The sequence below is a fragment of the Frankia sp. CcI49 genome, assembly GCF_001983215.1.
Classification (GTDB): domain Bacteria; phylum Actinomycetota; class Actinomycetes; order Frankiales; family Frankiaceae; genus Parafrankia; species Parafrankia irregularis.
This window is the reverse complement of sequence record NZ_MOWP01000039.1, coordinates 31,071-54,811: the sequence shown is the minus strand read 5'-3', so window position 1 is coordinate 54,811 and position 23,741 is coordinate 31,071. Positions and strand designations below refer to the sequence as shown.

Genomic DNA, 23,741 nt, shown 5'->3' with positions numbered 1-23,741 from the left:
ATCAGTCGCGATCGGCCGGAAAAGACGGGATCTTTTGTCGCGTTTCTCACCTCACGGCTCGGTCGAATTGACGAGCATTTTCCATCTCATGGTCCACGGTCAGGGATGTCGCGAGTCCGCGTCGACGACGGAAAAGGCTCGATGAGCCTTTTCCGTCTCACATTCGTCGATCACGGTCGCGGTGGGGCCGCGGCTACGACGGAAAAAGCTCAATCACCACAGTACCGGCCGGAGATCGTCTTTTGGTCCCCTCATCTTGCCGACTATTGGATCCCATCGGGCCGGGACAGACATCCAGGGATTGGCTCAACGTCTGCGCGCGTGTAGAGTGACGCTCCGTTTGGCGCCGCCGTGCGACGTGGTTCCTGAGGCCCGTTGGCAGTGGCGCGGGATGGGGGCATCACGTGGATTCGTGGATCTGTCCTTCGAAGCGCACCAGATCGAAGTACTGTCGTTCCACGTACTGCCGACCGAGCTTCTTCGACGAGACGGCGGGTGGAATGTCCGAACTCACGGTGGTCGCCTCGAGGCGTGACGACCGATGACCGGAATGTCGACGGCCGCGACGGCTTCGCCGGGCGGAACGTGGCCCCCCGGTACCTCTCAGGACGGCTCGTCGCCGGAGACCGGATCGTCCCGGGTCGCGCTCCCCGTGCTCATGTACCACAGCATCGGTGACTCCTCCGCCACCGCGTTCCGCAGGTGGGAGGTGCCCGCCGGTGCGCTGGCCGAGCAGCTGGGCAGCCTGGCCGAGCACGGGTACACCGTCACCAGCCTGTCCGACGCGCTCGCGAACCCGCGGGAGCGCCAGGTCGCGATCACCTTCGACAACGGCTTCGAGGATTTCGTGACCAGGGCGCTGCCCGTGCTGGCCGAGTTCGGCGCGCGGGCGACCCTGTACGTCCCGACCGCGTACGTGGGGCAGCGGGCGCGCTGGCTGGAGCCCTACGCGGGGCGCGAGCTGGCCCTGCTGGACTGGCCGGCGCTGGCCGCCCTGGTCGACCGCGGGATCGAGATCGGTGCTCACGGGCACCGGCATGTGGAGCTTGATGTCGTCCCGCCCGCCATCGCCCGCTATGACGTGACCGCGAGCATGCGGACGATCTCCGAGGAGACAGGGCAGCGACCGGAGAGCTTTAGTTATCCCTTTGGCTACCATTCTCCGGGCGTGCGGCAGATCGTGGAGAATGCCGGATTTGCTTCGGCCTGCGAGGTGGGATATCGCATCCACCGGCGTAGCCGTTCCCGCTTCCAGGTAAGTCGGCTGATCGTCGGGCGCTCCGTGGGGGCGGGCGACATTCTGCGGCTGGTGACGGAAGGGCATCGCGACGCCGCCCTGGCCGCGCGGCGCAGGTTCCGGGCCGGCTGGCGGGCCTATCGGTCGATCCGCTGGCGCCTCGGCGTGGAGACCGCCTGACACCCTTCACGTGGAATGCCGGGGACCTCGCGCGGAATCCCGGGGCCGCACCAGGAATCTCGCGGGAATGACGCGGAATCACGCCTGACGGCGCCGCCTGGAATCACCCTGGCGGCGAGATCCGTCTCCTGGTGGCGAGGAATCGCTCGGTCCGCACACGAAGGTGTCGCCGGCTGCCCGGAGGTGGAAGCGCCCGCCCGGCGTACCCGCCGGCGCGGATAATCCGTGGCCGGAATTCTCCGTGGTCGCGCGGTCACGCCCGCCGGCTGTGACGGGTGTCATGGTCACCCGATGCAGCCCGCGGTCGCGGCCGACCCCGGTCAGGACGCACACTGACCGGGCAGGCAGACGTCGTGCGGGAGGCGGGTGTCGGCGACAGGCGGATTGTCGGGCGATGGCAGCGGACGTCGGGGAGTGGTGCGCAGATGCGGGGCGGATGGGTCGCGTTGATCGGGGGTGGCCCAGGTCCGAGTGATCTGATCACTCTTCGGGGCCTGCGCCTGCTACGCCGTGCGGATGTGGTGGTGGTCGACCGGCTGGCCCCCCGCGACCTTCTCGACGAGTTGGCGCCGACGGTGGAGGTCGTCGATGCGGGCAAGGCGCCGCACGGGCACAACCTGACTCAGGAGCAGATCAACGACCTCATCGTCGACCGGGCCCGGCGTGGCCTTGGCGTGGTCCGTCTCAAGGGTGGCGACCCGTTCGTCTTCGGCCGGGGCGGGGAGGAGGCACTGGCCTGTGCGGCGGCCGGGGTGCCCTGCGAGGTCGTCCCCGGGGTGACGAGCGCCATCGCGGTTCCCGCGCTGGCGGGCATCCCGATCACCCACCGCGGGATCACCCAGGACGTGGCGATTGTCAGCGGGCACATCGATCCGTCCCATCCCGGCTCGACGGCGGACTGGGACGCCCTGGCGACCGGGCCGGGGACGCTCGTCGTACTCATGGGCGTCGCGGCGCTGTCCAGGATCAGCGCGGAACTGATCAAGCGCGGGCGCTCGCCGCAGACCCCGACCGCGGTCATCCAGGATGGTGGCACGCCCGCGGAGCGTCTGGTCACCGGGACGCTGGCGGAGATCGCCGACCTGGCGCAGGCCGCGGACGTCTCCTCGCCGGCGGTGATCGTGATCGGTGACGTGGTCGGGCTGCGCGACAGCCTTCGGCTCGGGCGAATCTTCGGCTCGGACGAGCGGCCTCAGACCCGGTAGCCGGCGACGACCAGCACCGCGAGCAGCACCGCGACCAGGGCGATCAACAACTGCGGTGAGATCGTGAACGACGAGTGGTGCAGCGACTCACGCGCGGCGCGGCACGAGGGGCAGCGGCCTTCCGCCACCGGAGCGGCGCACCTAGCGCAGACCAGGTCCTCGCAGCACATGTGCCGTCCTCCTTCAGCCCGGTCCCGCGACTGACGGACCTGCGGAGAGCGGACCCGTCACCGGCTGGACGCGATGCGACGCCTCCACGGTACGCCGGGGGAGTGCTGTTCGCTGCCGCACACGGTGCCGCCAACCCGACGATCGCGGACGCGCGCGGGCGACGGTACGGGACCTCACCCATCCAACTACGTATCGTGATGGGTCTGACGGGTGGGCAAGGGAGGTTCCGGTGATCCGACTCGCCTCCGTGACCAAGCGCTACGGCGTCGGCGGCCGTCCGGCGCTGCATGGCGTCACCGCGCAGATCGACGCGGGCGAGTTCGTGTTCCTGGTCGGCCCCTCGGGCTCGGGAAAGTCGACGCTGCTGCGCCTGCTGATCCGGGAGGAGCGGGCGAGCGAGGGCCTGGTCGAGGTCGCCGGCCGTGATGTCGCCCGCATCGCCGACCGCAGGGTGCCGCTGCTGCGGCGAACCGTCGGCTGTGTGTTCCAGGACTTCCGGCTGCTGCCCGATCGCACGGTCGCGGGAAACGTCGCGTTCGCGCTGGACGTCGTCGGCCGGCCGCGTCACGTGGTCCGTTCGGTGGTCCCCGAGGTACTGGAGCTGGTCGGGCTCACCGGCAAGGAGAAGCGTTTCCCCGACGAGCTGTCCGGCGGGGAGCAGCAGCGGGTCGCCATCGCGCGGGCGTTCGTCGGGCGCCCGCTGATCCTGCTCGCGGACGAGCCGACCGGCAACCTCGATCCCGCGACCAGCGCCGAGATCATGGACCTGCTCGACGACATCAACCAGGCCGGCACGACCGTGCTCATGGCGACGCACAACGCCGGCCTCGTGGACGCCATGCGCCGCCGGGTCCTTGAGCTGGACGCGGGGATCCTCGTCCGTGACGAGCACCGCGGCGGGTACGACGCCACCCCCGCTACCTCGGCCACCGTTCCGGCCTCCGCCGCCCCCGCTTCCGCCGCCACCGGGCTGGCTGGCGTCCCCGGTGCCTCTGGTGTCCCCGCCCAGCGGGCGCCGTCCGCCGGTGATCTCGTGGGACGTCCCGCGAAACCGGCGGGCCTGCTGGGGCCGACGGGGCCGGTCGGGCTGCCCGGGCGGCCCGGCGAGGGGGCCGCCTGATGCGAGCCGGGCCGCTGTTCGGGGCGCTGGCCACCAGCCTGCGCCGCAACCTCGCCATGACCTGCGCGGTGGTCGTCACCGTCGCGATCTGCCTCGCGCTGCTCGGCGCGGGGCTGCTCCTGCGCGCGCAGGCCCGCACCGTCGACAGGTTCCTGCTCGACCAGATCGAGGTCGTCGTCGACCTGCAGGACGGTCTACCCGAAGCCGACMGCCAGGCGCTGCGTGACGAGCTGGCGGCCGACCCACTCGTCACGAAGGTCAGCTACGAGAGCAAACAGCAGGTCTACGAGCGGTTCCGCCGTGACTTCCACAGTTCGCCGGACGTCGTGGCCGGCGTGAGCGCGGACGACCTGCCGGCCTCGTTCCGCCTCGCCCTGTCCGATCCGCGGGACGCCGAGGAGATCGTCTACACCTACACCGGCCGGGACGGCGTCGAGGCGGTCCGGGACCAGCGGGCCCTGCTCGGCCCGCTGTACCGGTTCCTGGACGGGTTCACCCTCGGTGCGTTCGCGCTGGCCGCCGTGCAGGCCGTCGCCTCGTTCGTGCTGATCTACACTATGATCCGGATTTCCGCGCACGCCCGCCGCAGGGAGACGGCGATCATGCGTCTCGTCGGGGCGACCAACGCCGCGATCCGGGCGCCGTTCGTGCTGGAGAGCGCGCTCGCCGGTCTGGTGGGCGGGCTGCTGGCAGTCGGCACACTGGTGCTCGCGAAGGTATATCTGGTGGACGGACGATTCGCCCATCAGACAATGTTCCCACTGTTCGGATGGGGCGCGGTGTGGGCGGCGGCCGTGGCGGTGCTTGCCGTCGGTGTCACCGCCGCGGCGGGCATGGCATCCGTCGCGCTGCGCAGGCACCTGCGGGTGTGACGGTGGCCAGAGGCGCGCCGGGCCGTGCGACGGAGCGCGCGACGGACCGTGCGATGGATGGGAAGCAGGGCAGACGGCAGTGCCGAAGGAAACCGGGCGCAAACTGATCGCGCAGAACAAGCGCGCCCGCCACGACTACGACATCCTCGACACCTACGAGGCCGGGCTGGTCCTCATGGGCACAGAGGTCAAGGCGCTGCGCGCCGGCCGGGCGTCCCTGGTCGACGGCTTCGCCCAGATCGCCGACGGTGAGATCTGGTTGCACAACGTGCACATCCCCGAGTACACCGAGGGCACCTGGACGAATCACGCGCCGCGGCGGCGCCGCAAGCTGCTGCTGCACCGGGCCGAGATCGAGAAGCTGATCGGGAAGACCCAGGAGGGCGGGCTCACGCTCGTCCCGCTCTCGCTGTACTTCAAGGACGGCCGAGCGAAGGTCGAGATCGCGCTGGCCCGTGGCCGCAAGAGCTACGACAAGCGCCACGCCCTCGCCGAGCGGGACGCGGCCCGCGAGATGAGCCGGATCATGGGCCAGCAGGCCAAGCGCCGCGGCTGACCCCGTTGCACCTCGACACCGCCGCCGCTGACAGTGCCGCTGGTGACGCCGCCGCTGGTGACGCCGCCGACGTCGCCGGCAGGCTGGCCACATTCGACGCGCTGCTGACCCCGGTGGGGGAGGAACTGCTCGCACGTGCCGAGGAGGCGCTCGCGAGCGGGGCGGAGCTCGCCGCCGGAACCCGGCTTCGCGCCGCCGGCCACCCACCGGACCTCGTCGCCGCGGCCTTCAGCCAGGCCGAGCTGCGGGCACGGGCAAGGGCGAAGTTCGGCCATCCGGAGCGGATGTTCTTCACCCGGCCCGGACTCGAACAGGCCTCCTCGGAGCGGGCCGCGGCGCACCGAGCCGCCCGGTTCGAGGGCCTGGGCCGGCTGGCTGACCTGTGCACCGGCATCGGTGGCGATCTGCTGGCGCTGGCCGGCGAGCATCCGGTGCTCGCCGTCGACCGCGACCCGCTGCACCTGCGGATGGCCGTCCACAACGCGACCGCCGGTCGGGGAGCGCACAGCGCAACCGCCGGCCGGGGAGCGCACAGCGGATCACACGAGCCGCCTGAGGTGCACGAGCCGGACAAGTCCAACGAGGTGCACGGGTCGCACGAGGTGCACGAGGTGCGTCCGTGGGAGGGCGACGTCCGGGACGCCGACCTGAGCGGGATCGACGGCGTGTTCGTGGACCCGGCCCGGCGCGAAGGCGATCAGCGCCGGTCCGCGGGCGCCGGCGAACCACCCCTGAGCTGGTGCTTCGGCCTGGTGGAGCGGGTCGCGGCCGTGGCGGTCAAGGCCGCCCCCGGCCTGCCGCTCGAGGTCGTCCCGCCCGGCTGGGAGGTCGAGTTCGTCGCGGACCGCCGCGGCCTCAAGGAAGCGGTGCTGTTCTCCCCGGCGCTCGCCTCGGCGCCCCGGCGCGCGACCGTCCTGCTCGGCCCTGACAACGCCCCCGGCGACAACGCCCCCGGCAGCGGCACCTCCGGCAGCGGCACCCGCAGCAAAAATACCCCCGGAGGCAGCATCCCCGGCAGCGGCACCCCTGGCGACAGGGCTGATCACGGTCTCGGCAGCGGGCGGAACGGGGACCAGCCCCGGCTCCGGGTCGCGACCCTGACCGGCGAGCCTGACCCGCCCGGGGGCGCATCGGATGCCGACGCCGGCGACGGCGGTGGGGCGACGCGGCTCACCCTGGGACGACCCGAGGGGTTCCTGTTCGACCCGAACCCGGCGGTGACCAGGGCCGGCCTCGTCGGCACGCTCGCGCGCCTGGTCGATGGCTGGCAGATCGACCCGATGATCGCCTTCCTGTGCGCGCAGAACCCGGTCGCGACCCCGTTCGCCCGGGTGCTCCGAGTCGAGGCCGAGATGGCCTTCGACGTCCGGCGGGTCGCCGCGGCGGTACGCGCGGCGGGCATCGGCGCTCTGGACGTCCGCCGGCGCGGCCTCGCCGGTGACGTGGAGAGCATCCGCCGCCGGCTGCTGCCGGCGAGACGCCAGCTGGTTCCCGGCGGCCCCACCATGACCGTGATCATGACGCGGGTGCGGGACGAGCCCTGGGCCATTCTGTGCACGGAGATCCCCGACCGCCAAATCACCTGAAGGGCGACAAAAGGCGCGTAGAGCCACTTGGCAATCCGCAAGGGCTGAGGCCTTTGGCCGCGAGAACAACCACGATCCCCAACTCCTGCCAGGCCGTAGCCGCAGCCGCAGCGACAGTCCGGCGCGGCAACTCGAGGAGTCGATGATTTTCGTCGTCCAGATGCCGGTGATCCTCGGATCTTGCTCAGCAGCAGACGTCGCGCCCACGCTCGCGAGTCCTAGTCTTCGGACGTCGCACCGTCGTCGATCGGGCGTCTCAACGACGTCATCGGCGCCGGCCGGGCCCCGGAGCGGGCCAGCGGGGGCGGCGTGACGGCCAGCGCGAGGCTCGCCAGGGCGAGCACCAGGCCGCAGCACAGTGGCATCAGCGGGGAGACCCGGAAGAACCCCAGCGCCCCGGCGCCGGCGCTGGCGAACATGACCGCGGGCCCGGCCGCCTGCCGTAGGCCCTGGGAGCCCTGACCGCCACCCGCCCGGGTCTGGATGGCGAACATCGTGATCGCCGTGGTGAGAACGTTCGTCGGGATCTCCGGCCTGGCCAGCCGCTGCGCCGTCGCGTGCTGCAGGCCCATCGCGATCGCCAGGGTGGACACGAGGACGTAGTCCGCGAACGTGCCGGGCTCATCGCGCAGCTGGCCGCCCTTGTCGGCCGCGAGGTCCAGCGAGGGTTGCAGCCAGACCACGACCACCGCCAGTGCCGCCGTGACGAGCGCGGTCTGGACGGCGGTGACCGTCCCGAGCCACGCCCGCGGATGGTGCGCCGACCAGGCACCGATCCGGCCACCGATCAACGCACCGATGACGAAGCAGGTCAGCGCGTTCAGGGAGAGCACACCGGATATTCCGCGGGGGTCGGCGAGCGAGAAGCCCAGCACCACCACGTTGCCGGTCATGTTCGCCACGAAGACCTCACCGAGACCCAGGAAGGTCAGCGAGTCCACCAGGCCGGTCAGGGCCGTCATGGTGAACAGGAGCGCGACGATCCGCCACTTGCCTGCCTCACGCGGGCGGGCACCAGGCTTCACCCTGATCAGGCCCGTCAGACGGCGGTGCCCGTTGCCATGGACCGGGCCGCCGACGTGTGCGCCGACGAAGGTGCTGTCCTCGGCGGCGGTGCCGTCCCCGGCGGTGGCGTCGTCGCGGCCCGGGGCGTGCGGCTGGTTGTGCTTCGGGTCGGTCGCGCGTCGCACCCGGTCAGTGTCCTGGAGCGGGAGCCGCTCGTCCTGCGGAGCGGAGCCACCCGGAATGCCTGGTCAGGGTGGCTCCGGCCAGCGCCGCGGCGGGCTGGGCCGGGCGGTCTCGGTCAAAGGCGCAGCGGACGGATCGGAGCCGCGATCAGCGCGGGGTTGTTGCGCCAGTCGACACCCGGCACGTCGACGTACAGCTCGATCTCGTTTCCGTCCGGGTCGTAGATGTACAGGCTGTGAGTCACTGTGTGGTCCGATGCGCCCGCGATCTGGACGCCGGCCTCCGCGATCTGGGCCAGCACGGCGCGCAGCTCGTCGTCGCTGTCGCCGACCTTGAGCCCGAAGTGGTAGAGCCCGACCCGCCGCCCGCGCGGCAGCGCGGCGGCACCCTCGCCGACCTCGATCAGCAGCAGCTCGTGGTGCGTCCGCCCGGAGGAGAACGCCGCGGCGGGGATGCCCAGTGCGTTCGCGCCGTCCGGCTCGGGGAACACCTGGCGCCAGCCGAGGACGTCCCGGTAGAAGGTCGCGGAGCGCTCGAGGTTACGCACATAGAGCACCAGGTGCCCAAGTTCCTTGATCTCCACCAGGACCTCCGTGTCGCCAACTACAAGCTTGAATGTTCAACTATACGGACCGTCTGCCTGTTCCGGCGCAGACGTCCCGGATGTGACGCGACCTGATCTGCGTCCGGTGATCTGCGACCGGTGGCCGGCGACCTGTGGCCGCGCGGGCTGGCCGGCCGGGAACATCCGCCCCGACCCGTCGCGCGCCCGGGCGAAACCCGCTGGCGGTGCTCCGACGGGTATGGGAACATACGTGCGGCGGTCAACGTTGGACCGTCTGTGCGGCCAGCGAGAGCTGGCGGTTCGGTACAGTTGGTTGGTCGTCACACACCAGGGGGTGACCGGCTTCGACTCCGGACGTCGAGGCAGGGGAAGCGGGCCGAGGATGAGCGGTTATCTCGTAAACGATCCGTTCGAACCAATAGCTGCCAACAAGACGCAGCCTGCTACCTCCGCTTACGCCCTCGCGGCCTGAGCAGAGACCAAGTAGCCGTCAGCCTGGGAGTTCCTCCGGCCCAGGATCTGGCGTCGCTAGGAGGATCRCCGTCCCACCCGGTCGCGGGGTGAGTCGGGACATCTAACAGCGACTGAGCCTGTTCACCGGCTTGCCTGCGGGACCGGTGGGGCTGAGAAAAAACAAGCAGGCTGCGCCCGGAGAAGCCCTGTGTCGGGGCCGGAGGACGCGGGTTCGATTCCCGCCACCTCCACCCATGTAGGCATTGCGCGAACCGCTCCCTTCGGGGGCGTTGTGGCTGGTAGGACAGCTGCGGCGCCCCCGCGGGGGGCGGGGGACGTGGCTGGTTGGGTCGGTTTCGGCTGGCTGATGTTTCCAGTGTCTGCGTTGGCGACGTCCCTTCGAACCACGGGTCCGAGGACCTTGAAGATCGGTATAAGCCGGTCAGGTCCGGTGATCTTTACTTCGGCGACAAGGGCTTCGATGAGGGCCTTGCGCCCGAGGTCGTCGCCTGTCTCGATGATCGTTTCGATGTGTCGGGCGACTGCGCGAAGGCTGGAGCGCGCCGGCATGGCGGGTTCGTGGTCGATCTCTTCGGTGAGTTCGGCCTGCCGTTGGCGGAGCTGTTTCTGCTTGGTGCGTAGTGCTTCGAGGCGTGTGGCGAGTGTCTCGTCGTCGAGGGTACCGCGCTCGAAGGCGCCAAGGTAACGGTCGATGGCCTGGTCGGTCTGGGTGAGTTCGGTCTCGATGGTGGCGAGTTCGGCCGAGTGGTCGGATCGAGCGTCGCGGTGGCTGCGCTGGGCTTTGGTGACGGCGTCGGCGATGAGCTGCTGGTTGTTACGGTAGAAGCTGGCGAGGGCGGTGAGTACGGCGTAGTCAACGGCGTCGGCGTCGAGGCGGGGGGCATCGCATTCGTGGCGGTTGTAGCGGTTGCGGGTGTGGCAGGTGTAGTAGCGGTAGGTGTGGTTGCGGCCGGTCGCGCGGGTGCCGATGAGGGCTGTGCCGCACTGGGGGCAGCGCATCCGGCCGGTGAGGTAGTAGTCGGAGGGGTTGGACGCCCGACGTGAGATCGACTCGCTGCGTTCAGTGAGGATCTTCTGAGCCGCGTCAAACGTCTCCTCGTCGATGATCGGTTCGTGGGTATCTTCGACAGTGATCTCGCGGAAGGTCAGTTCGCCCACGTAGATCCGATTGTCAAGCATGCGCAGGACCTGGTTGGCGGACCAGGGGCCGCCGACGGTGGTACGCAGGCCGCGCCTGTTCAGGGCGCTGGCGATGGCCTTGGTCCCGAGGCGGTCGCGGACGTACAGGTCGAAGATCAGCCTGACGATCGTGGCTTCGGTGGCATCGATGATGAGCTTTTTGGCGATCTTGTCGACCTGGTAGCCGAACGGGCGCCGGCCGCCTTTCCACAGGCCCTTGGCGGCCTTGCGTTCCATCCCGGCGATGACCCGGTCGATGATCATGTCACGTTCGAACTGGGCGAACATCGCCAGTATCTGGAGGAGCATGCGGCCGATGGGCGTGGCGGTGTCGAACGGCTCCGTGGCCGAGCGGAACACGACCCCGGCCTGTTCGAGTTCTTCGAGGAGATCGACGGTGTCGCGCAGGCTGCGGGAGAGCCGGTCGACCCGGTAGACGAGCAGGACGTCGATGAGTCCGTTGCGGGCGGCGGCCAGGGCCCGCTGGAGGTCCTTGCGTTCGGTGGTGGCGCCGGAGGCGTCGTCGGCGAACCGCAGGGCGACGATCCAGTTGGGTTGGGAGTCGACGTAGGAGCGCAGCCGTTCTTCCTGGGCCTCGATCGTGTAGGGCTGGTTCTCGTCGTCGGTGGAGCGGCGCAGGTAGATCCCGACCCGGACGATCTCGGGTTGCGCGGCGACGGCCTGCTTGGTGCGTTTCGCGGTGGTACGGCGCGCGGTCGAGCGCGGCATGGTGAGGTTCCCTTCCTTCCCGGATGGGGTGTGCTGAGACGCTGCCGGCGTCCTATTCCTGGGCCCGCCGGTGCCGGTTTCCCCGGCGGCCGGAGGGTCGGAGCGGAATCTGGCTGCGGGCCGCAGCACGCGGGTCGGTCTGGATGCGGGTGGCGTGGGCTGAGAGGAAGGAAAGTGCTTTCTCCTGCTGTTCGGCGAGGGACTGGCACCCGTGGTTGGTGCCGTGCCGGAGGTATATTACGACCGGCACGGCACCGGGAACGGGGGCGGCGTTCGCCGTGGTCTTCTCGGTGGACTGTCTGACTGAAAATGAGCGTGGCATACCGACTCTCCTTTCTGGGTTTTCGAGGTGGTTCACGTGAAGGGAGTGTCGGCCCGGGGGTCAGCCTGTCTTTTTCGGTACCGTGTTCGGCGCCCCTCTCCTTTCCCACTGTAGGACAAGATTGGCCAGGGCGGACACCGCGGCGTCGTATTCCTCGGCGGTCATATCGACGGTCTCGATGCGTTCGATTTCCACCTGGCGGGCCACGTCCCGCCGTCCGTAGAAATGGGACCCGGAGCTTTCTGCGGCCGGACGGTGCATTCCCTCCCCGTTTCGGGGAGAGGAGGCCGTCACGGCAGCAACTCCAGGCCGCCGTGCCACGATCCGCGGGCCAGGCCGCTCCGCCGGATGAAACGAGAAACGTTCCGCGGCGGTGTCGTCATGTAACCGCCCCGTGGCTTCCGCTGTCATTTCCCGGCTCACCTGTGGGGGCGGCGGGGAACTCCCAGGGCGGCAGGTACGGGCTGATGATCGCGGTTTCGGGGGCGGCGAGGAGCTGGGCGCGAAAGAACGTGCGGCCGTCGATGATCGGCTGGTGGGCGTACGGGCAGACGACCCACTGGTCGGGTGAGACGGGCTGGCCGGCGTGGGTGCGGCCCCAGACGGTGGCGCCGGTGTAGACGGGGTTGGCCAGGACGCGGGCGACGTTGGTGGAGGTCAGCTGCCACGGCCGCCCGGTGGCAGGGCTCACCAGCGGGACGAGACGGTGGTTGTGGACGGTGCGGAGGCGGGTGGCGATGGCGCGGGGGCTGAGCTTGTCCTCGACACGCCACTGGTAGATCGTCCCGATGATGTAGGCGGGGCCGGGGGCGATGACGAGGCGGATGCCCTGGCGGACCCGCCCGTCAGCGCCGAGCTCGGTGACGCGGCGGGGCCGGTAGCCGAGGGGGACGGGGCCGAGGTGGAAACCGGCGCGGACCAGGTCGACCTGGGCGGCGCGGGCCCGTTCGGTGGTCCAGGCGTGATGGTCCGCGAGCAGGAGTGCCTGCCGCGCGGCACGGGCGGTGCGGCGGTGGGTCAGACGCCACCACCAGCTGGGCCGGCCGGCCGGCGTGGGCGGGGCGGGCGGCAACGCGGGGATGGGCAGCAGATCGGACATGTGGGGCTCCAGCCAGAGCGAGAGCCGGCCGCGGCGGCGTAAACACACCCCGCCCCGGCCAGCGGAGGGGTGGTCTAGGCGGCCGAGTGCGGCGAGGAGCCGAGGGCGGCGCGCGCCGGCGGCGGGCCCGGCGGCCGCGGATCGTGCGCTCGCCGGCCATCGAGGCGGAAGACGATCACGTCCTGGTGGACCGGGTAGGCCCGTGCCCGCGGCGGCGGCCGATCCGTACCGAGGTCCCGGGTGTAGGGGACGGCGGTGAGCGCGACGGCGCGCTGCATGGGGCGCCAGCCGGTGTCCCGCCCGGCGACGGCGACCTGGCTGGCCAGGTCCATCCCGCCGGCGATGTGGTAGGCGGTGATAACGACGAGGTGTCCGCCGTGCCGGAGCGGGTCCCGGTAGGTGGCCAGCTGTTCGCGTAGCCGGTCACCGGCGGGACCGGCGGGGTCGGGTGGTCCGATCGCGGTCAGGACCAGGTCGACCGGTCCGAGTCCGGTCCAGGACTCGCGGTCGGGTAGCCGGTCGAGGATCATCCCGTCGCCGCGGGCGCCCCGGGCTTTCGCCAGGGTGAGCGAGGCGCGGGCGGTCTCCCACCGGCCGGGGTCGGTGGTGATACCGATGGCGTGACGGTGGGCGTGCACGGCCTCGGTCACGACGGCTCCCGGCTCACAGTCCGGGTCACAGATGGTGTCGCCTGGCCGGCTGTAGACCGCGATCGCGTGGGCGGCGACCGCCGGGGAGATCACCGCAGCCCCGGGCGGCGCGAGCGGTCCACTGGCCGGGTCGGTGGCGATGCTGTGTCGACCGGTGGGCCAGACCGTCACCCACCGGCTGTCGCGATGCCCTGTCTGTGGGGCCGTGCCGGTCATCGGGCCACGCCCGGCATCGGCGACACGGCGGTGTTCGCGGCGAAGAGCAGGAGATCGATGTGCACCCGGCGGGCCACGCTCGCCCGTGGCAGCGGTCCGGGCGGCGGGTCGAGTTCGTCCAGGGGAACCGTCAACACGACGAACCGGTCGAGAAGGGCGAGCCCGTGGCGGCTGGCGGCGGCGGTCAGCTCGGCGGTGGGGTCGATCAGCCAGCCGTCGATGCTGTCGCTGAGGGTGATTACGGCCAGCAGCCCGTCGGGGGTGAGCAGGCGAGCCCAGGGGACACCGCGGACCCAGCCGGTCCGGGTCGGGTCCACGACCGTGATGATCAGCGAGTGGCGGTCGCCGTCCGGACCCTTGTCGGGGGTGTCGGGTCCGGGTCCGGACCGGGACGGTGGCACCGCTTGGGCGGCGGGCGCGGTCCGGACCTGGACGCGGCGGCCGAGTCGGGCCACGGACCAGCCCGCATCAGCGGGCCGGTCCGCCGGTGTCTCGCGGCGGCCTCCAGCGGGCGTGTCCAGGCCGGGCGGGATCAGGATCAGGACCGGGTCGCCGGGCCGGGTGTGGGTGGTGACGAGCTGTTCGACGGCGGCGGGAAGCCAGCCGGCCGAAGCCTGGTCGGGTGTGGCTGGCGGGTACGGCCAGACGGTCGCCAGCCGTCCCGCGGGGACGACAGGGCGGCCGTCGCGATCAGGGTCGGATACAGGCATCGAGAGGTTCCTTTCACGGCGAGCGTGTTTTCGTGGCCGTAAAGAGAGACCGTCTCCTGGGCATGTCTCGGACACCAGCCCGGCGATTTTTTCCAAGATTTTTCCTGCTGGGCAGTGCCTAGTCCGACCGGACCATTGATCGCTGGCGGATCGCTGGGCGGTGCCCCGAAAGGCCATCAGAATTTTTCAAGATTTTTCCTACTGGCGTCGCTGTCCGCCTGCCGCGAAGCCCAGCAACAGTGCCCAGCGATCTTCGCAGGATGCACAGCATTGCAGGTCATGGCCCTGCTGTGCAGGCTCGCGCTCCCGCTGGCACCGCCCCACCCCTGAGGCTGGCAAGACCGCCGAATAGAGATCGCTGTGCTTCTTCTGGGCGCCCGCGATGTTTTCTGTGTATCTGCCGGAAGATCGTTCTTACTTTTCGCTGGGCATGGTGTGGGTTCCTTGGTGCTGTCCGAATTTCCGTGACAGCGAAGGACGGCGGTAATGCCCGACGGAATGTCTTCCTTTCCCGCCCGGCCAGCCTGCCGTGGCGTATCCGCGCTGCCGTTGGTGACCTTGCGGGACTGCTTCGGCCTGCTGGTTGCCGGGCCGGCGCCGTTGGCGCTGGACGGGTCGGTGGTGGCGGGTCTGCCGGCTCGGATGGTGGCGTTGGACGAGCTGCGTGACCTGCTGCTGTCCGGCTCCTGCCCGCAGGCCGTGCGCGACGCGGCGTGGGCGGTGGTGATCCGCCGTTCGCGGCGTGACGGCGGCGCGTGGACGGTCGGCGCGGCCGGGCTGGCGCTGCCCGCTCTGCACGGGGTCTGCGCCCGACTCGACGGGCACAGCGACCTCGATGCCGCGGACGTGCAGGCCGAGGTGCTCACCGGGTTCCTCGAAGCGGTGGCCACCGCGCGCCTGGACCTGCCGCGGATCGCGGTGCGGCTGCGCTGGGCCGCCTACCGGGCCGGGCTGGCGCTGACCGTGCAGCAGCGGGAGGCCCCGCGTCCTGATGCGGACCTGTTCCAGACCGTCGCCGCGGCCGAGGTGGTCGAGTCCGGTTCGGGACCGGCCGGTCCCGAGCAGGTCCTCGCGGACGCGGTCGCCGCCGGGGTCCTTACCGGTACCGAAGCCGACCTGATCGCCTCGACCCGCCTGGAGGACCTCCCAGTCAGTGCCTGGGCCGCCCGCCACGCGACCGCGCCCCGCCAGGCGTCCCGGCTACGCGAACGGGCCGAACGGCGTCTCGTCGACCACCTCGCCGCCCCGGCTGCCCCCGGCCGGGCCCCGCATCCGCCGGCCGACGAGCTTCCGCCCCGGTCCTATCGACCGGCCGGTGCCGCCGGTTCCCTCGCGCCGGCTCGTGCGGTCGCGGGGGTGCTGGCATGAGCCCGACCCCACCAGAGCACATCCACGTCCTGCGTCCGGCCCGGCGGGTCGGACGGCGCCGGGCGGTCCTGCTCCTCGCTGTCGTGGGCATGTTCGTCCTGGCCGGCGGTGTGGCGGCGTTCGCGGTTTCACCGTCACCATCGGCGCCTCCAACGCCACCACTGGTGCCGGCGGTGCCGGTGGCACCCGATCTGGACACGGTCCTGACCAACGTCCGCAACTGGATCATGGGGATTCTGGCGCTTCTCGCGACGACGTTCCTGAGCGTCGGGGGCGTGCGCTACCTGATCTCCAACGGGGAGCCGAGCGAGGTCGGTAAGGCCAAGGACGCGTTCCGCAACGCCGGCTGGGGCTACGGGCTGACCGCGCTCGCACCGGTCGTCGTCGGGGTCCTCAAGCAGATCGTCGGGGGCTAGGCCGTGACCGCCGCCTCCCGCCGCCGCGTCCAGCCCTCCGGCACCCCGGGCATGCCGCCTGCCCAGACACGCCGCCAGGTGAGCGTTCCTCGGCTTCGCGACCGTGGATGGGGCCGAGTGGCGCTGCTGGCCGGGACGGCGGCGTTCGCCCTGCTGCTGGTAGTCCTGCTTCCCGCGGTGGCCTCCGCGGCCCCCGCACCACCGGTCCCCGCGACCGCGCCGTCCACCGACACGCCCACCCCCACCGGTCCGACCCCGAACGCCCAGCCTGGGCCGTCCCCGGTTCCACCGGGCCAGGAGGCGCCGGTGACACCGGCTCCCTCGGGTGGAGGTGTCACGCCCGCGCCCGACGCTCCGGACACCCCGCCCGACGACACCAACACTGACACCGATAGCGGCGGCGCCGGTGGTCCCGCCGAGCCGTGCCCGGCCGACACGGCGGACTGCTCCACCGCCGCGGAGGTCCCGCCGCCACCGACGCCGGCACCGCAGACGACGCCGGCGGCGCCGGACACCAGCGGTGACGGCGGTGGGATCGTCGGGTGGATCACTGATGCGATCAACGACGCTATTACCGCGTTTTTCCGCGCGCTGGTAACTGCCGCGTTGAACCCGTTGCTGGATCTGCTGGGCCGCACGTTGTTGACGACTCCGGAACTGTCGGAGCTTCCCGCGATCGGGGAACTGTGGTCGACGTCGTGGGCGATCAGCGTCACCGCCTACGGCACGCTGATCATGTTTGGTGGGATCACGGTCATGGCGCTGGGGACGGTCCAGTCCCGTATCTCGGTCAAAGAAGTCCTGCCGCGGATCCCGATCGGTTTCCTCGCCGCCGGGCTGTCGCAGTTCCTCGCGACGAAAGCCATCCAGATCGCGAACGTGCTACCCGGCGCGATCCTGAGCGACGGTCTGGACCCGGACGCCGCCGCCGAGCAGCTGAAGACCATCATCCTGGCGGCGATCGTGCCGACACCCGGCGGTGTCGGGAAGAGTATTTTCGTCATCTTCCTCGGCCTGTTCCTCGCCGGGTCGGTCGTGGCGCTGCTGTGTACCTATATCGCCCGGGTCGTCATCGAGGTGGCGCTCATCGGTGCGGCACCGCTGGCGTTGGCGGGGCATGGACATCCGCTGACGGAGAAGGTGGCGTTCTGGTGGTGGCGGGCGTTCTTCGGCTGCCTGGGTATCCAGATCGCCCAGTCGTTCGTCCTGATCGCCTCGTTTAAGGTGTTCTTCACTCCGGGCGGGTTCACGATGTTCGGCCCGACGCCGGACGGGGTCGTGAACCTGCTCGCCGCGATCACCCTGATCTATTTCCTTTTCAAGATTCCGTTCTGGTTGATGCCGCGGATCGGCCATGGTGGTGGCGGCATTCTTGGCCGGGTCGTGCGCGCCTACGTCATGGGCCGGGCGCTGGGATTCCTCGGTGGCCGGGGTCGACGCGGCGCCGGCCGCGTGGGTGGACGGACTGGCCGAGGCCGCGGCGGACGTGGAAGGGGCGGAGGCGGTGGCCGCGGGCGGCCCCGGCGAGGTGGTCCGGGCGGGGGGCGAGGGGGCGGATCGCCCAGCCCCTACGCGCATGTCGGGGCCACCGCCACCGGGCAGCTGATGCTCCCGCTGACCCAGGTGCCTCGGGTTCGCCGCCCCGGAACGGCCCGGGGTGTGCCCCGCCCGCCCCGGCAGGCGGGTCCGGCGGGCCGGGCCCGGCCGCGGCACCGCCAGCTGACCATCCCGTTCGGTCAGGCCGTCGCCCCGGGCGGGCGGTATCTGCCCCACGGCGGCGGTGCGTGGGCGAACCGCGATGGCCAGCTGCTGCTGCCGTTCGAGGTCGACCAGCCCCGCTCTCCGACCGCGGCCCCACAGCCCATGCGGCGTCCGGCCTCGGCGCGCGCTGGTGCGGGCCGCCGGTCTGGTCCCGGCCGGCCGACGCCGTCTCGGCCAGCACCGCCGCGGGCATGGCAGCCGGAGCTCCCGTTTGACCCGTACAGGGGCATCCGCCCGGACCGCACCGGCCAGTACGCCCTCCCGCTGGAGGGCCTGCACCGCACCCCACGCCCCGCCCGTCCGGCCCCTGCTCCGGTGGCGTCGCGTCCGAGTTTGCCGGCGCGGCCGGTCCCGCCGCGCTACCGGCAGCAGATGTTGCCGCACATGCCCCGTCGCCCCCGCCAGTCCCGGAACGGAAGTGATCAGCCGCAATGACGCATCCGGTAGTGATTCCCGCTGATGTTGATCGTGAGGACAGGATCGTGGCGAACCTGACCGCCCGCCAGGTCCTGATCCTCACGCTCACCGGCATCGTGCTCTACCTGGCCTGGGCCGCGACCCGGGCCCTGCTGCCGCTGCCGGTGTTCGCGCTGCTCGCGGCGCCGGTCGCCATGGGCGCCGGGGTCCTTGTCCTGGGCCAGCGCGACGGGCTGTCGCTGGATCGGCTGCTGGTCGCCGCTGTCCGCCAGCGCACCAGCCCACGGCATCGGATCAACGCCCCCGAAGGGGTGATACCGCCGCCGCCGTGGCTGGCCGCCCGCGCCACCGGCGGCACCGATGAACGCAGATCGGCCGCCAGCGGGCAGAACGCGGCGCCACTGCGGCTGCCGGCCCGCACCGTCACCCGCCAGGCCGGGGTCGGTGTGATCGACCTCGGTGCGGACGGGCTGGCGGTCGTCGCGGTCGCGAGCACGATCAACTTCGCGCTGCGCACACCGGATGAGCAGGACGGGCTGGTCGCCGTGTTCGCCCGCTGGTTGCACAGTTTGACCGCGCCGGTGCAGATCCTGATACGGGCCATGCCCGCGGACCTGTCCAGCCAGATCCAGCAGCTCGACAACGCCGCCGAGCAGATGCCCCACCCGGCGCTCGCACACGCCGCCCGCGAACACGCCACCTACCTGGCCCAGCTCGCCGACGAAATGCAGCTCCTCACCCGCCAGGTACTGCTCGTTCTCCGCGAACCGCTCGCCACCGCCGGCCCGGTCGACGGGCTCGGCGGCGCCTCCCCGCTCGCCGCGCTGTCCGGCCGGCGGGCGGCGGCCCGCGACGCCCGCAGCGCCGGAGCCGCCGCGCGCCGGGCCGCGCACACACGGCTCGCCCGCCGCCTCGGCGAGGCCACCGACCTGCTCGCTCCGGCCGGGATCGTCGTCACCTCCCTGGACGCCGGCACGGCGACCAGCGTGCTGGCCGCCGCCTGCAACCCCGCCGGCCTGGTACCACCGGCCGCGCTCGCAGCCCCCGACGACGTCATCACCGCCGACCTCCCCGAGCCTGCCGGCAGCTACCCGGCCTTCCAGTCCCACCCCGACGACGGCGACCTGGATGACGACGGGTTCGACGGCCCGGACCCGGTGGCCGACCCCGGCTACGACGACCAGTTCGACGACCCCGACTTCTGGGACCCGCCCGCCCCGCGCACGCCCGCCAGGCGTTCCGACGACAGCTCCCGACGGCCCGCACGACCCACAGCCCGGAAGGGACACCGCCGATGAGCAGACGAACCCGACGCCGCACCCAGGCCCAGGCCCTCAGTCCGTCGTCAGCGTCGGTGGACACCGCCGCGGCGGCGTTCGTCCCGGACGCGCTGTCGATCGCGCCCCGCCACCTGGATGTCGGCGGGGACTTCCTGGCCACGATGGCGATCACCGGCTACCCGCGGGAGGTCCACGCCGGCTGGCTCGCTCCGCTCCTGACCTACCCGGGCCGGGTCGACATCGCCGTACATGTCGAGCCGATCGACCCCGTCATCGCGGCGAACCGGCTCCGCCGCCAGCTGTCGAAACTCGAATCGGGCCGGCAGCTCGGTGACGAGTACGGCCGGTTGGTCGACCCGCAGGTCGAAGCCGCGACCGAGGACGCCTACGACCTGTCCGCCCGCGTCGCCCGCGGCGAAGGCAAACTCTTCCGCCTCGGCCTGTACCTGACCGTCCACGCGACCAGCGAAGCCGAGCTGGCCGACGAGGTCGCCGCCGTCCGCGCGCTGGCCGCGAGCCTGCTGCTGGACGCCAAACCGGTCAGCTACCGCTCTCTCCAGGGCTGGGTCAGCACCCTGCCCCTCGGGCTGGACCAGGTACGCATGCGGCGCACCTTCGACACCGATGCCCTCAGCGCGGCGTTCCCTTTCACCTCACCGGATCTGCCGCCCACCGACCCGACGTCCCTCGCCCCGACCGGGGTGCTCTACGGGCTGAACGTCGCCAGCAACGGGCTGGTCTACTGGGACCGGTTCGGCGACGTCGACAACCACAACGCCGTCCTCCTCGGCCGCTCCGGCGCCGGCAAGAGCTATCTGGTCAAACTCGAACTCCTGCGCTCGCTGTACCGCGGCATCGAAGTCCACGTACTCGACCCCGAGGACGAATACGCCCGCCTCGCCGGCGCGGTCGGCGGCAGCTACCTGCACCTCGGCGGCGACGGGGTCCGCATCAACCCGTTCGACCTCCCGATCCAGACCACCCCCGACGGCCGCCGGACCGCACCCCGCGACGCGCTGGTACGCCGCAGCCTGTTCCTGCACACCGTCATCTCCGTGCTGGTCGGCCAGGTGACGGCGGCCGAACGCGCAGCACTGGACGTCGCGATCGCGGCGACCTACCAGGCGGCGGGGATCAGCTCCGACCCGCACAGCTGGAGCCGACCGGCGCCGCTACTGGCGGACCTCGCCACCACACTCGCCCGCTCCGACAACCCGGCGGCCGTGGCGCTCGGCGCCCGCCTACACCCATACACGGCGGGGGCGTTCTCGGGCCTGTTCGACGGGCCGACCACCGGCAGCAGCGACGACCACCTGGTCGTCTACTCGCTGCGCGACCTAGCCGACGAGTTGAAGCCCATCGGCACCCTGCTCGTCCTCGACGCCGTGTGGCGGCGGGTGTCCAACCCCGCCGACCGCCGGCCCCGCCTCGTCGTGGTCGACGAAGCGTGGCTGCTGATGCGCCAGCCCGCCGGCGCGGACTTCCTGTTCCGCATGGCCAAGTCCTCCCGCAAACACTGGGCCGGGCTCACCGTCGCCACCCAGGACACCGCCGACGTGCTGGCCACCGACCTCGGCAAGGCGATCGTCACCAACGCTGCGACCCAGATCCTGCTGCGCCAGGCGCCGCAGGCGATCGACGAGATCACTGCCGTGTTCGACCTGTCCGAGGGCGAGCGGCAGTTCCTGCTGGCCGCCGACCGCGGTCAAGGACTTCTCGCGGCGGGGGTACAGCGGGTCGGGTTCCAGGCCCTGGCCTCGGATGTCGAGCACCGCCTGGTCACGACGAACCCGGCCGAGCTCGCCGCCGACCCCGACGACCCGGGCGACGACAGCTTCTTCGATCTTGCCGTACCGGCTGAGCCGGGTGATGACGACGGCCAGATCTACCTCGACCCCGCCTGACCGCCACCGCCGTAGCCGTACGGAGACCGACGCCCATGGACCTGCTCGCCGCGGCAGCCACCACGCCGTCAGCATCGACCGCCCCCTACGACCCCTGGAGCTTCCTCCCCGCACTGCTGGACCATCTGCGGGCGTGGGCGCCGGTCTGGGGACCCGTCGCCGGCCCGCTGCTCGCCATAGCCGCCACCGGCCTGTTCACCCTGCGGCGGCGGATGCGCCGCCGCTACCAACAACGGCTCACCACAGGGGCCCGCCTCGTCACCGTCCTGGCCCCGCCCACCGTCGACCCGGCCGGCGCGGGCGCGCTGTGGGCGAACCTGCTCGGCCTGCTCCGCCCCGGCTGGCGACGTCTGATCGGTCAGCCGCATCTGGTGTGGGAGTACCAGTTCACCGCCGACGGGGTCCGCATCCAGATCTGGGTCCCCGGCGTCGTCCCCGACGGATTCGTCGAACGCGCCGTCGAAGCAGCCTGGCCCGGAGCACACACCCGCACCACCCCCGCCCGCACGCCACTGCCCGTCACCGCCCGGCCCGGTCGGCGGCTGCTGGCTGCTGGCGGAGAACTCTGCCTTGCCCGCCCCGAAGCACTGCCCATCCGTACCGACCACGACGCAGACCCGATCCGCGCCCTGCTCGGCGCACCCGGCAACCTCGCCCGCAACCAGCGCGCGACGGTGCAGATCCTGGCCCGGCCGGTCACCGGCCGCCGCGTCGCCCGATCCCGCATGGCCGCCCGCCGCCTGCGCACCGGCGGCTCCGCACACCTGATCGGTGGGCTGCTGGACCTGCTCACCCCCGGTCCTGGCCGCACCCGACAGGGACGCCGGACAGCCACCAGCACGAAGGCCGACCCGCAGACGTCACTGGCACAGTCCGCGGAAGACCGCGCCATCGTCACCAAGCAGCGCGGAGCCCCCTACGAGGTCCGTGTCCGCTACGCCATCGCCGCGATCCTCGACGAACAGACCGACGAGACCACCGCCGCCCAGGTGACCAGCCAGCTACGCGGCCGTGCGCACGCGATCGCGTCGGCGTTCGCGGCCTACGGCGAACATAACTACTACCGCCGCGTCCGGCTGCGCCATCCGCTGCCCGTCCTTGCCAGCCGGCAGTTCGGCCACGGTGACCTGCTCTCGGTCGCCGAACTCGGCGCGCTGGCGCACCTGCCGGTGGACGAGGCGACCCCCGGCCTGCAACGTGCCGGCGCGAAAGCGGTCGCCCCACCGCCCGGCGTCGCCGGTCCGGGCCCGAACGTCCGCCCGATCGGGCGGACCGACGCCGGGCACACGCGGCCGGTCGGCCTGCGGGTCCCCGACGCCCGGCACCACCTGCATGTCCTGGGCGCGACCGGCGCAGGAAAGTCCGAGCTCCTCGCCCGCATGACCCTGGACGACGTCGCCGCCCACCGGGGCGTGGTCAATGTCGACCCGAAGGGCGACCAGATCATCGACATCCTCGCCCGCTATCCGATGGACGCCCTCGACCGCCTCGTCCTGTTTGACGCCGAATCGTCCAGCCGGCCTCCGTGCCTGAACCCGCTCGACCAGCCCGACCGGCAACGGGCCGTCGACAACCTGGTTAGCATCTTCAGCCGCGTGTACGCCGACTCGTGGGGGCCGCGCACCGAGGACATCTTCCGCGCCGGCCTGCTCACCCTCGCCGCCCAGCCCGGCGTCCCCGTCCTCACCGACCTCCCGAAACTGCTCACCGACACCGCCTACCGGCACCGGGCCCTCGGTGAGATCAACGACGACATCCTGGCCGGCTTCTGGACCTGGTACGAAGCCCTCTCCGACGCCGCCCGCGGCCACGTCGTCGCCCCGCTGATGAACAAACTCCGCGGCTTCCTGCTACGGCCGTTCGTACGGGCCGCGATCGCCTCCGGCCCCTCCACCGTCGACATGGACGCCGTGCTCAACGACGGCGGTGTCTGCCTGGTCCGCATCGCCCAAGACGCCCTCGGCGTCGAAACCGCGGCGCTGATGGGTTCGATCGTTGTGTCCGCGGTCTGGCAGGCCACCACCCGCCGGGCCCGCCTACCTCAAGGGAAAAGGCCGGACGCCAGTTTGTACTTGGACGAGGCGCACAATTTTCTCACGCTTCCGTACGCGTTGGAAGACATGCTCGCCGCCGCACGTGGCTACCGGCTCGGAATCACCCTGGCACATCAGAACCTTGTCCAGCTGCCTCGGCACCTGGAAGAGAGCATCGGCGCCAATGCCCGCTCGAAGATCTATTTCACGGTGAGCCCGGCGGACGCCAAAAGGCTCGCCCGGCACACCGAGCCCCGGCTCGCCGAACACGACCTGGCCAACCTCGGCGTGTTCCACGCCGCCGCCCGCCTCGTCGTCGGCGGCGAAGAGGCCCCCGCGTTCACCGTCGTCACGGAGAAGCTGCCGCCGCCGGTGCCGGGCCGCGCTGTCCAGATCCGCCGGGCCCTGCGCCGCCGCGCCGCCGCGCCCGCCACCCCGGCGCCCACCGGTCCACGGCCGCAGCCCACCGCTGACCCACGCCGCGTCCCCTGACCGCACGCCCC

At 71.5% G+C, this 23,741-nt stretch carries 20 protein-coding genes, 1 other RNA gene and 1 pseudogene; 14 read left to right on the top strand and 8 right to left on the bottom strand.

The window, feature by feature from the left end; translation table 11 throughout:
- The first annotated feature begins 541 nt into the window (after positions 1-541).
- Positions 542-1,417, top strand: a complete 876-nt coding sequence (locus CcI49_RS33595) for a polysaccharide deacetylase family protein (RefSeq protein WP_054570634.1) — start codon at positions 542-544, stop codon at positions 1,415-1,417.
- A gap of 425 nt (positions 1,418-1,842) precedes the next feature.
- A complete protein-coding gene (gene cobA, locus CcI49_RS33590) occupies positions 1,843-2,622 on the top strand; it encodes a uroporphyrinogen-III C-methyltransferase (protein WP_054570635.1) in 780 nt (259 codons plus the stop codon).
- Here the strand turns inward: cobA and CcI49_RS33585 are convergent.
- Positions 2,610-2,792 (bottom strand): hypothetical protein, encoded by a 183-nt coding sequence (locus tag CcI49_RS33585; protein WP_006544938.1) that lies wholly within the window; start codon positions 2,790-2,792, stop codon positions 2,610-2,612. The two genes, cobA and CcI49_RS33585, sit on opposite strands and share 13 nt — an antisense overlap.
- Positions 2,793-3,022: 230 nt before the next feature.
- Between CcI49_RS33585 and ftsE the strand changes: the two genes are divergently transcribed.
- From ftsE to CcI49_RS33565, 4 genes are all read left to right on the top strand, one after another.
- A complete protein-coding gene (gene ftsE / locus CcI49_RS33580; RefSeq protein ID WP_076833399.1) occupies positions 3,023-3,913 on the top strand; it encodes a cell division ATP-binding protein FtsE in 891 nt (296 codons plus the stop codon).
- Positions 3,913-4,785, top strand: a complete 873-nt coding sequence (gene ftsX / locus CcI49_RS33575) for a permease-like cell division protein FtsX (RefSeq protein ID WP_076833398.1) — start codon at positions 3,913-3,915, stop codon at positions 4,783-4,785. Before ftsE ends, ftsX begins: the two co-directional genes overlap by 1 nt.
- 79 nt (positions 4,786-4,864) lie before the next feature.
- Entirely contained in the window at positions 4,865-5,341 is a 477-nt protein-coding gene (gene smpB / locus CcI49_RS33570; protein WP_054570638.1) for an SsrA-binding protein SmpB, read from the top strand.
- A 5-nt stretch (positions 5,342-5,346) separates the two neighbouring features.
- The gene (locus CcI49_RS33565) at positions 5,347-6,927 is read left to right on the top strand and encodes an SAM-dependent methyltransferase (protein ID WP_076833397.1); all 1,581 of its coding nucleotides are present in this window, start codon (positions 5,347-5,349) and stop codon (positions 6,925-6,927) included.
- Positions 6,928-7,145: 218 nt separating this feature from the next.
- Here CcI49_RS33565 and CcI49_RS33560 read toward each other — a convergent pair whose 3' ends face one another.
- Entirely contained in the window at positions 7,146-8,117 is a 972-nt protein-coding gene (locus tag CcI49_RS33560; protein WP_241840385.1) for a YoaK family protein, read from the bottom strand.
- A gap of 113 nt (positions 8,118-8,230) precedes the next feature.
- Entirely contained in the window at positions 8,231-8,698 is a 468-nt protein-coding gene (locus CcI49_RS33555) for a VOC family protein (RefSeq protein ID WP_076833396.1), read from the bottom strand.
- 312 nt (positions 8,699-9,010) lie between these two features.
- On the opposite strand from CcI49_RS33555, the gene ssrA reads away from it, so the two are divergent.
- Both ssrA and CcI49_RS43825 read left to right on the top strand, forming a co-directional pair.
- Positions 9,011-9,387, top strand: a transfer-messenger RNA (tmRNA) gene (ssrA, locus tag CcI49_RS33550).
- 91 nt (positions 9,388-9,478) lie between these two features.
- On the top strand, positions 9,479-9,775 hold the full coding sequence (locus CcI49_RS43825; protein WP_241840384.1) for a hypothetical protein: 297 nt from the start codon (positions 9,479-9,481) through the stop codon (positions 9,773-9,775).
- A 270-nt stretch (positions 9,776-10,045) separates the two neighbouring features.
- Here CcI49_RS43825 and CcI49_RS43820 read toward each other — a convergent pair.
- The 5 genes and pseudogenes from CcI49_RS43820 to CcI49_RS33520 all read right to left on the bottom strand — a co-directional run.
- Positions 10,046-11,062 (bottom strand): annotated as a pseudogene (locus CcI49_RS43820) (recombinase family protein); the annotation flags it as partial.
- 382 nt (positions 11,063-11,444) lie between these two features.
- Positions 11,445-11,591 carry a hypothetical protein gene (locus CcI49_RS42315; protein ID WP_158230850.1) on the bottom strand — a complete coding sequence of 49 codons (147 nt, stop codon included), beginning with the start codon at positions 11,589-11,591 and terminating at the stop codon, positions 11,445-11,447.
- 172 nt (positions 11,592-11,763) lie between these two features.
- Complete coding sequence (locus CcI49_RS33530; protein WP_076833449.1) at positions 11,764-12,483, bottom strand: recombinase family protein; 720 nt, start codon at positions 12,481-12,483, stop codon at positions 11,764-11,766.
- A 74-nt stretch (positions 12,484-12,557) separates the two neighbouring features.
- Complete coding sequence (locus CcI49_RS33525) at positions 12,558-13,349, bottom strand: SAM-dependent methyltransferase (protein WP_076833395.1); 792 nt, start codon at positions 13,347-13,349, stop codon at positions 12,558-12,560.
- Positions 13,346-14,059, bottom strand: a complete 714-nt coding sequence (locus CcI49_RS33520; RefSeq protein ID WP_076833394.1) for a hypothetical protein — start codon at positions 14,057-14,059, stop codon at positions 13,346-13,348. Before CcI49_RS33520 ends, CcI49_RS33525 begins: the two co-directional genes overlap by 4 nt.
- A gap of 552 nt (positions 14,060-14,611) precedes the next feature.
- Between CcI49_RS33520 and CcI49_RS33515 the strand changes: the two genes are divergently transcribed.
- The 6 genes from CcI49_RS33515 to CcI49_RS33490 all read left to right on the top strand — a co-directional run bounded on the left by CcI49_RS33515 (position 14,612) and on the right by CcI49_RS33490 (position 23,730).
- Positions 14,612-15,427 carry a hypothetical protein gene (locus CcI49_RS33515; protein WP_241840383.1) on the top strand — a complete coding sequence of 272 codons (816 nt, stop codon included), beginning with the start codon at positions 14,612-14,614 and terminating at the stop codon, positions 15,425-15,427.
- On the top strand, positions 15,424-15,843 hold the full coding sequence (locus tag CcI49_RS33510; RefSeq protein ID WP_076833392.1) for a pilin: 420 nt from the start codon (positions 15,424-15,426) through the stop codon (positions 15,841-15,843). The genes CcI49_RS33515 and CcI49_RS33510 overlap by 4 nt, the downstream gene beginning before the upstream one ends.
- Positions 15,844-15,960: 117 nt before the next feature.
- Positions 15,961-18,039, top strand: a complete 2,079-nt coding sequence (locus CcI49_RS33505) for a hypothetical protein (RefSeq protein ID WP_241840382.1) — start codon at positions 15,961-15,963, stop codon at positions 18,037-18,039.
- A complete protein-coding gene (locus CcI49_RS33500; RefSeq protein WP_076833391.1) occupies positions 18,036-19,319 on the top strand; it encodes a PrgI family protein in 1,284 nt (427 codons plus the stop codon). Before CcI49_RS33505 ends, CcI49_RS33500 begins: the two co-directional genes overlap by 4 nt.
- Positions 19,316-21,205, top strand: coding sequence for a DUF87 domain-containing protein (locus CcI49_RS33495; protein WP_076833390.1), 1,890 nt, complete (start codon positions 19,316-19,318; stop codon positions 21,203-21,205). Before CcI49_RS33500 ends, CcI49_RS33495 begins: the two co-directional genes overlap by 4 nt.
- Before the next feature lie 35 nt (positions 21,206-21,240).
- Complete coding sequence (locus tag CcI49_RS33490) at positions 21,241-23,730, top strand: TraM recognition domain-containing protein (protein WP_076833389.1); 2,490 nt, start codon at positions 21,241-21,243, stop codon at positions 23,728-23,730.
- Positions 23,731-23,741: the final 11 nt, after the last annotated feature.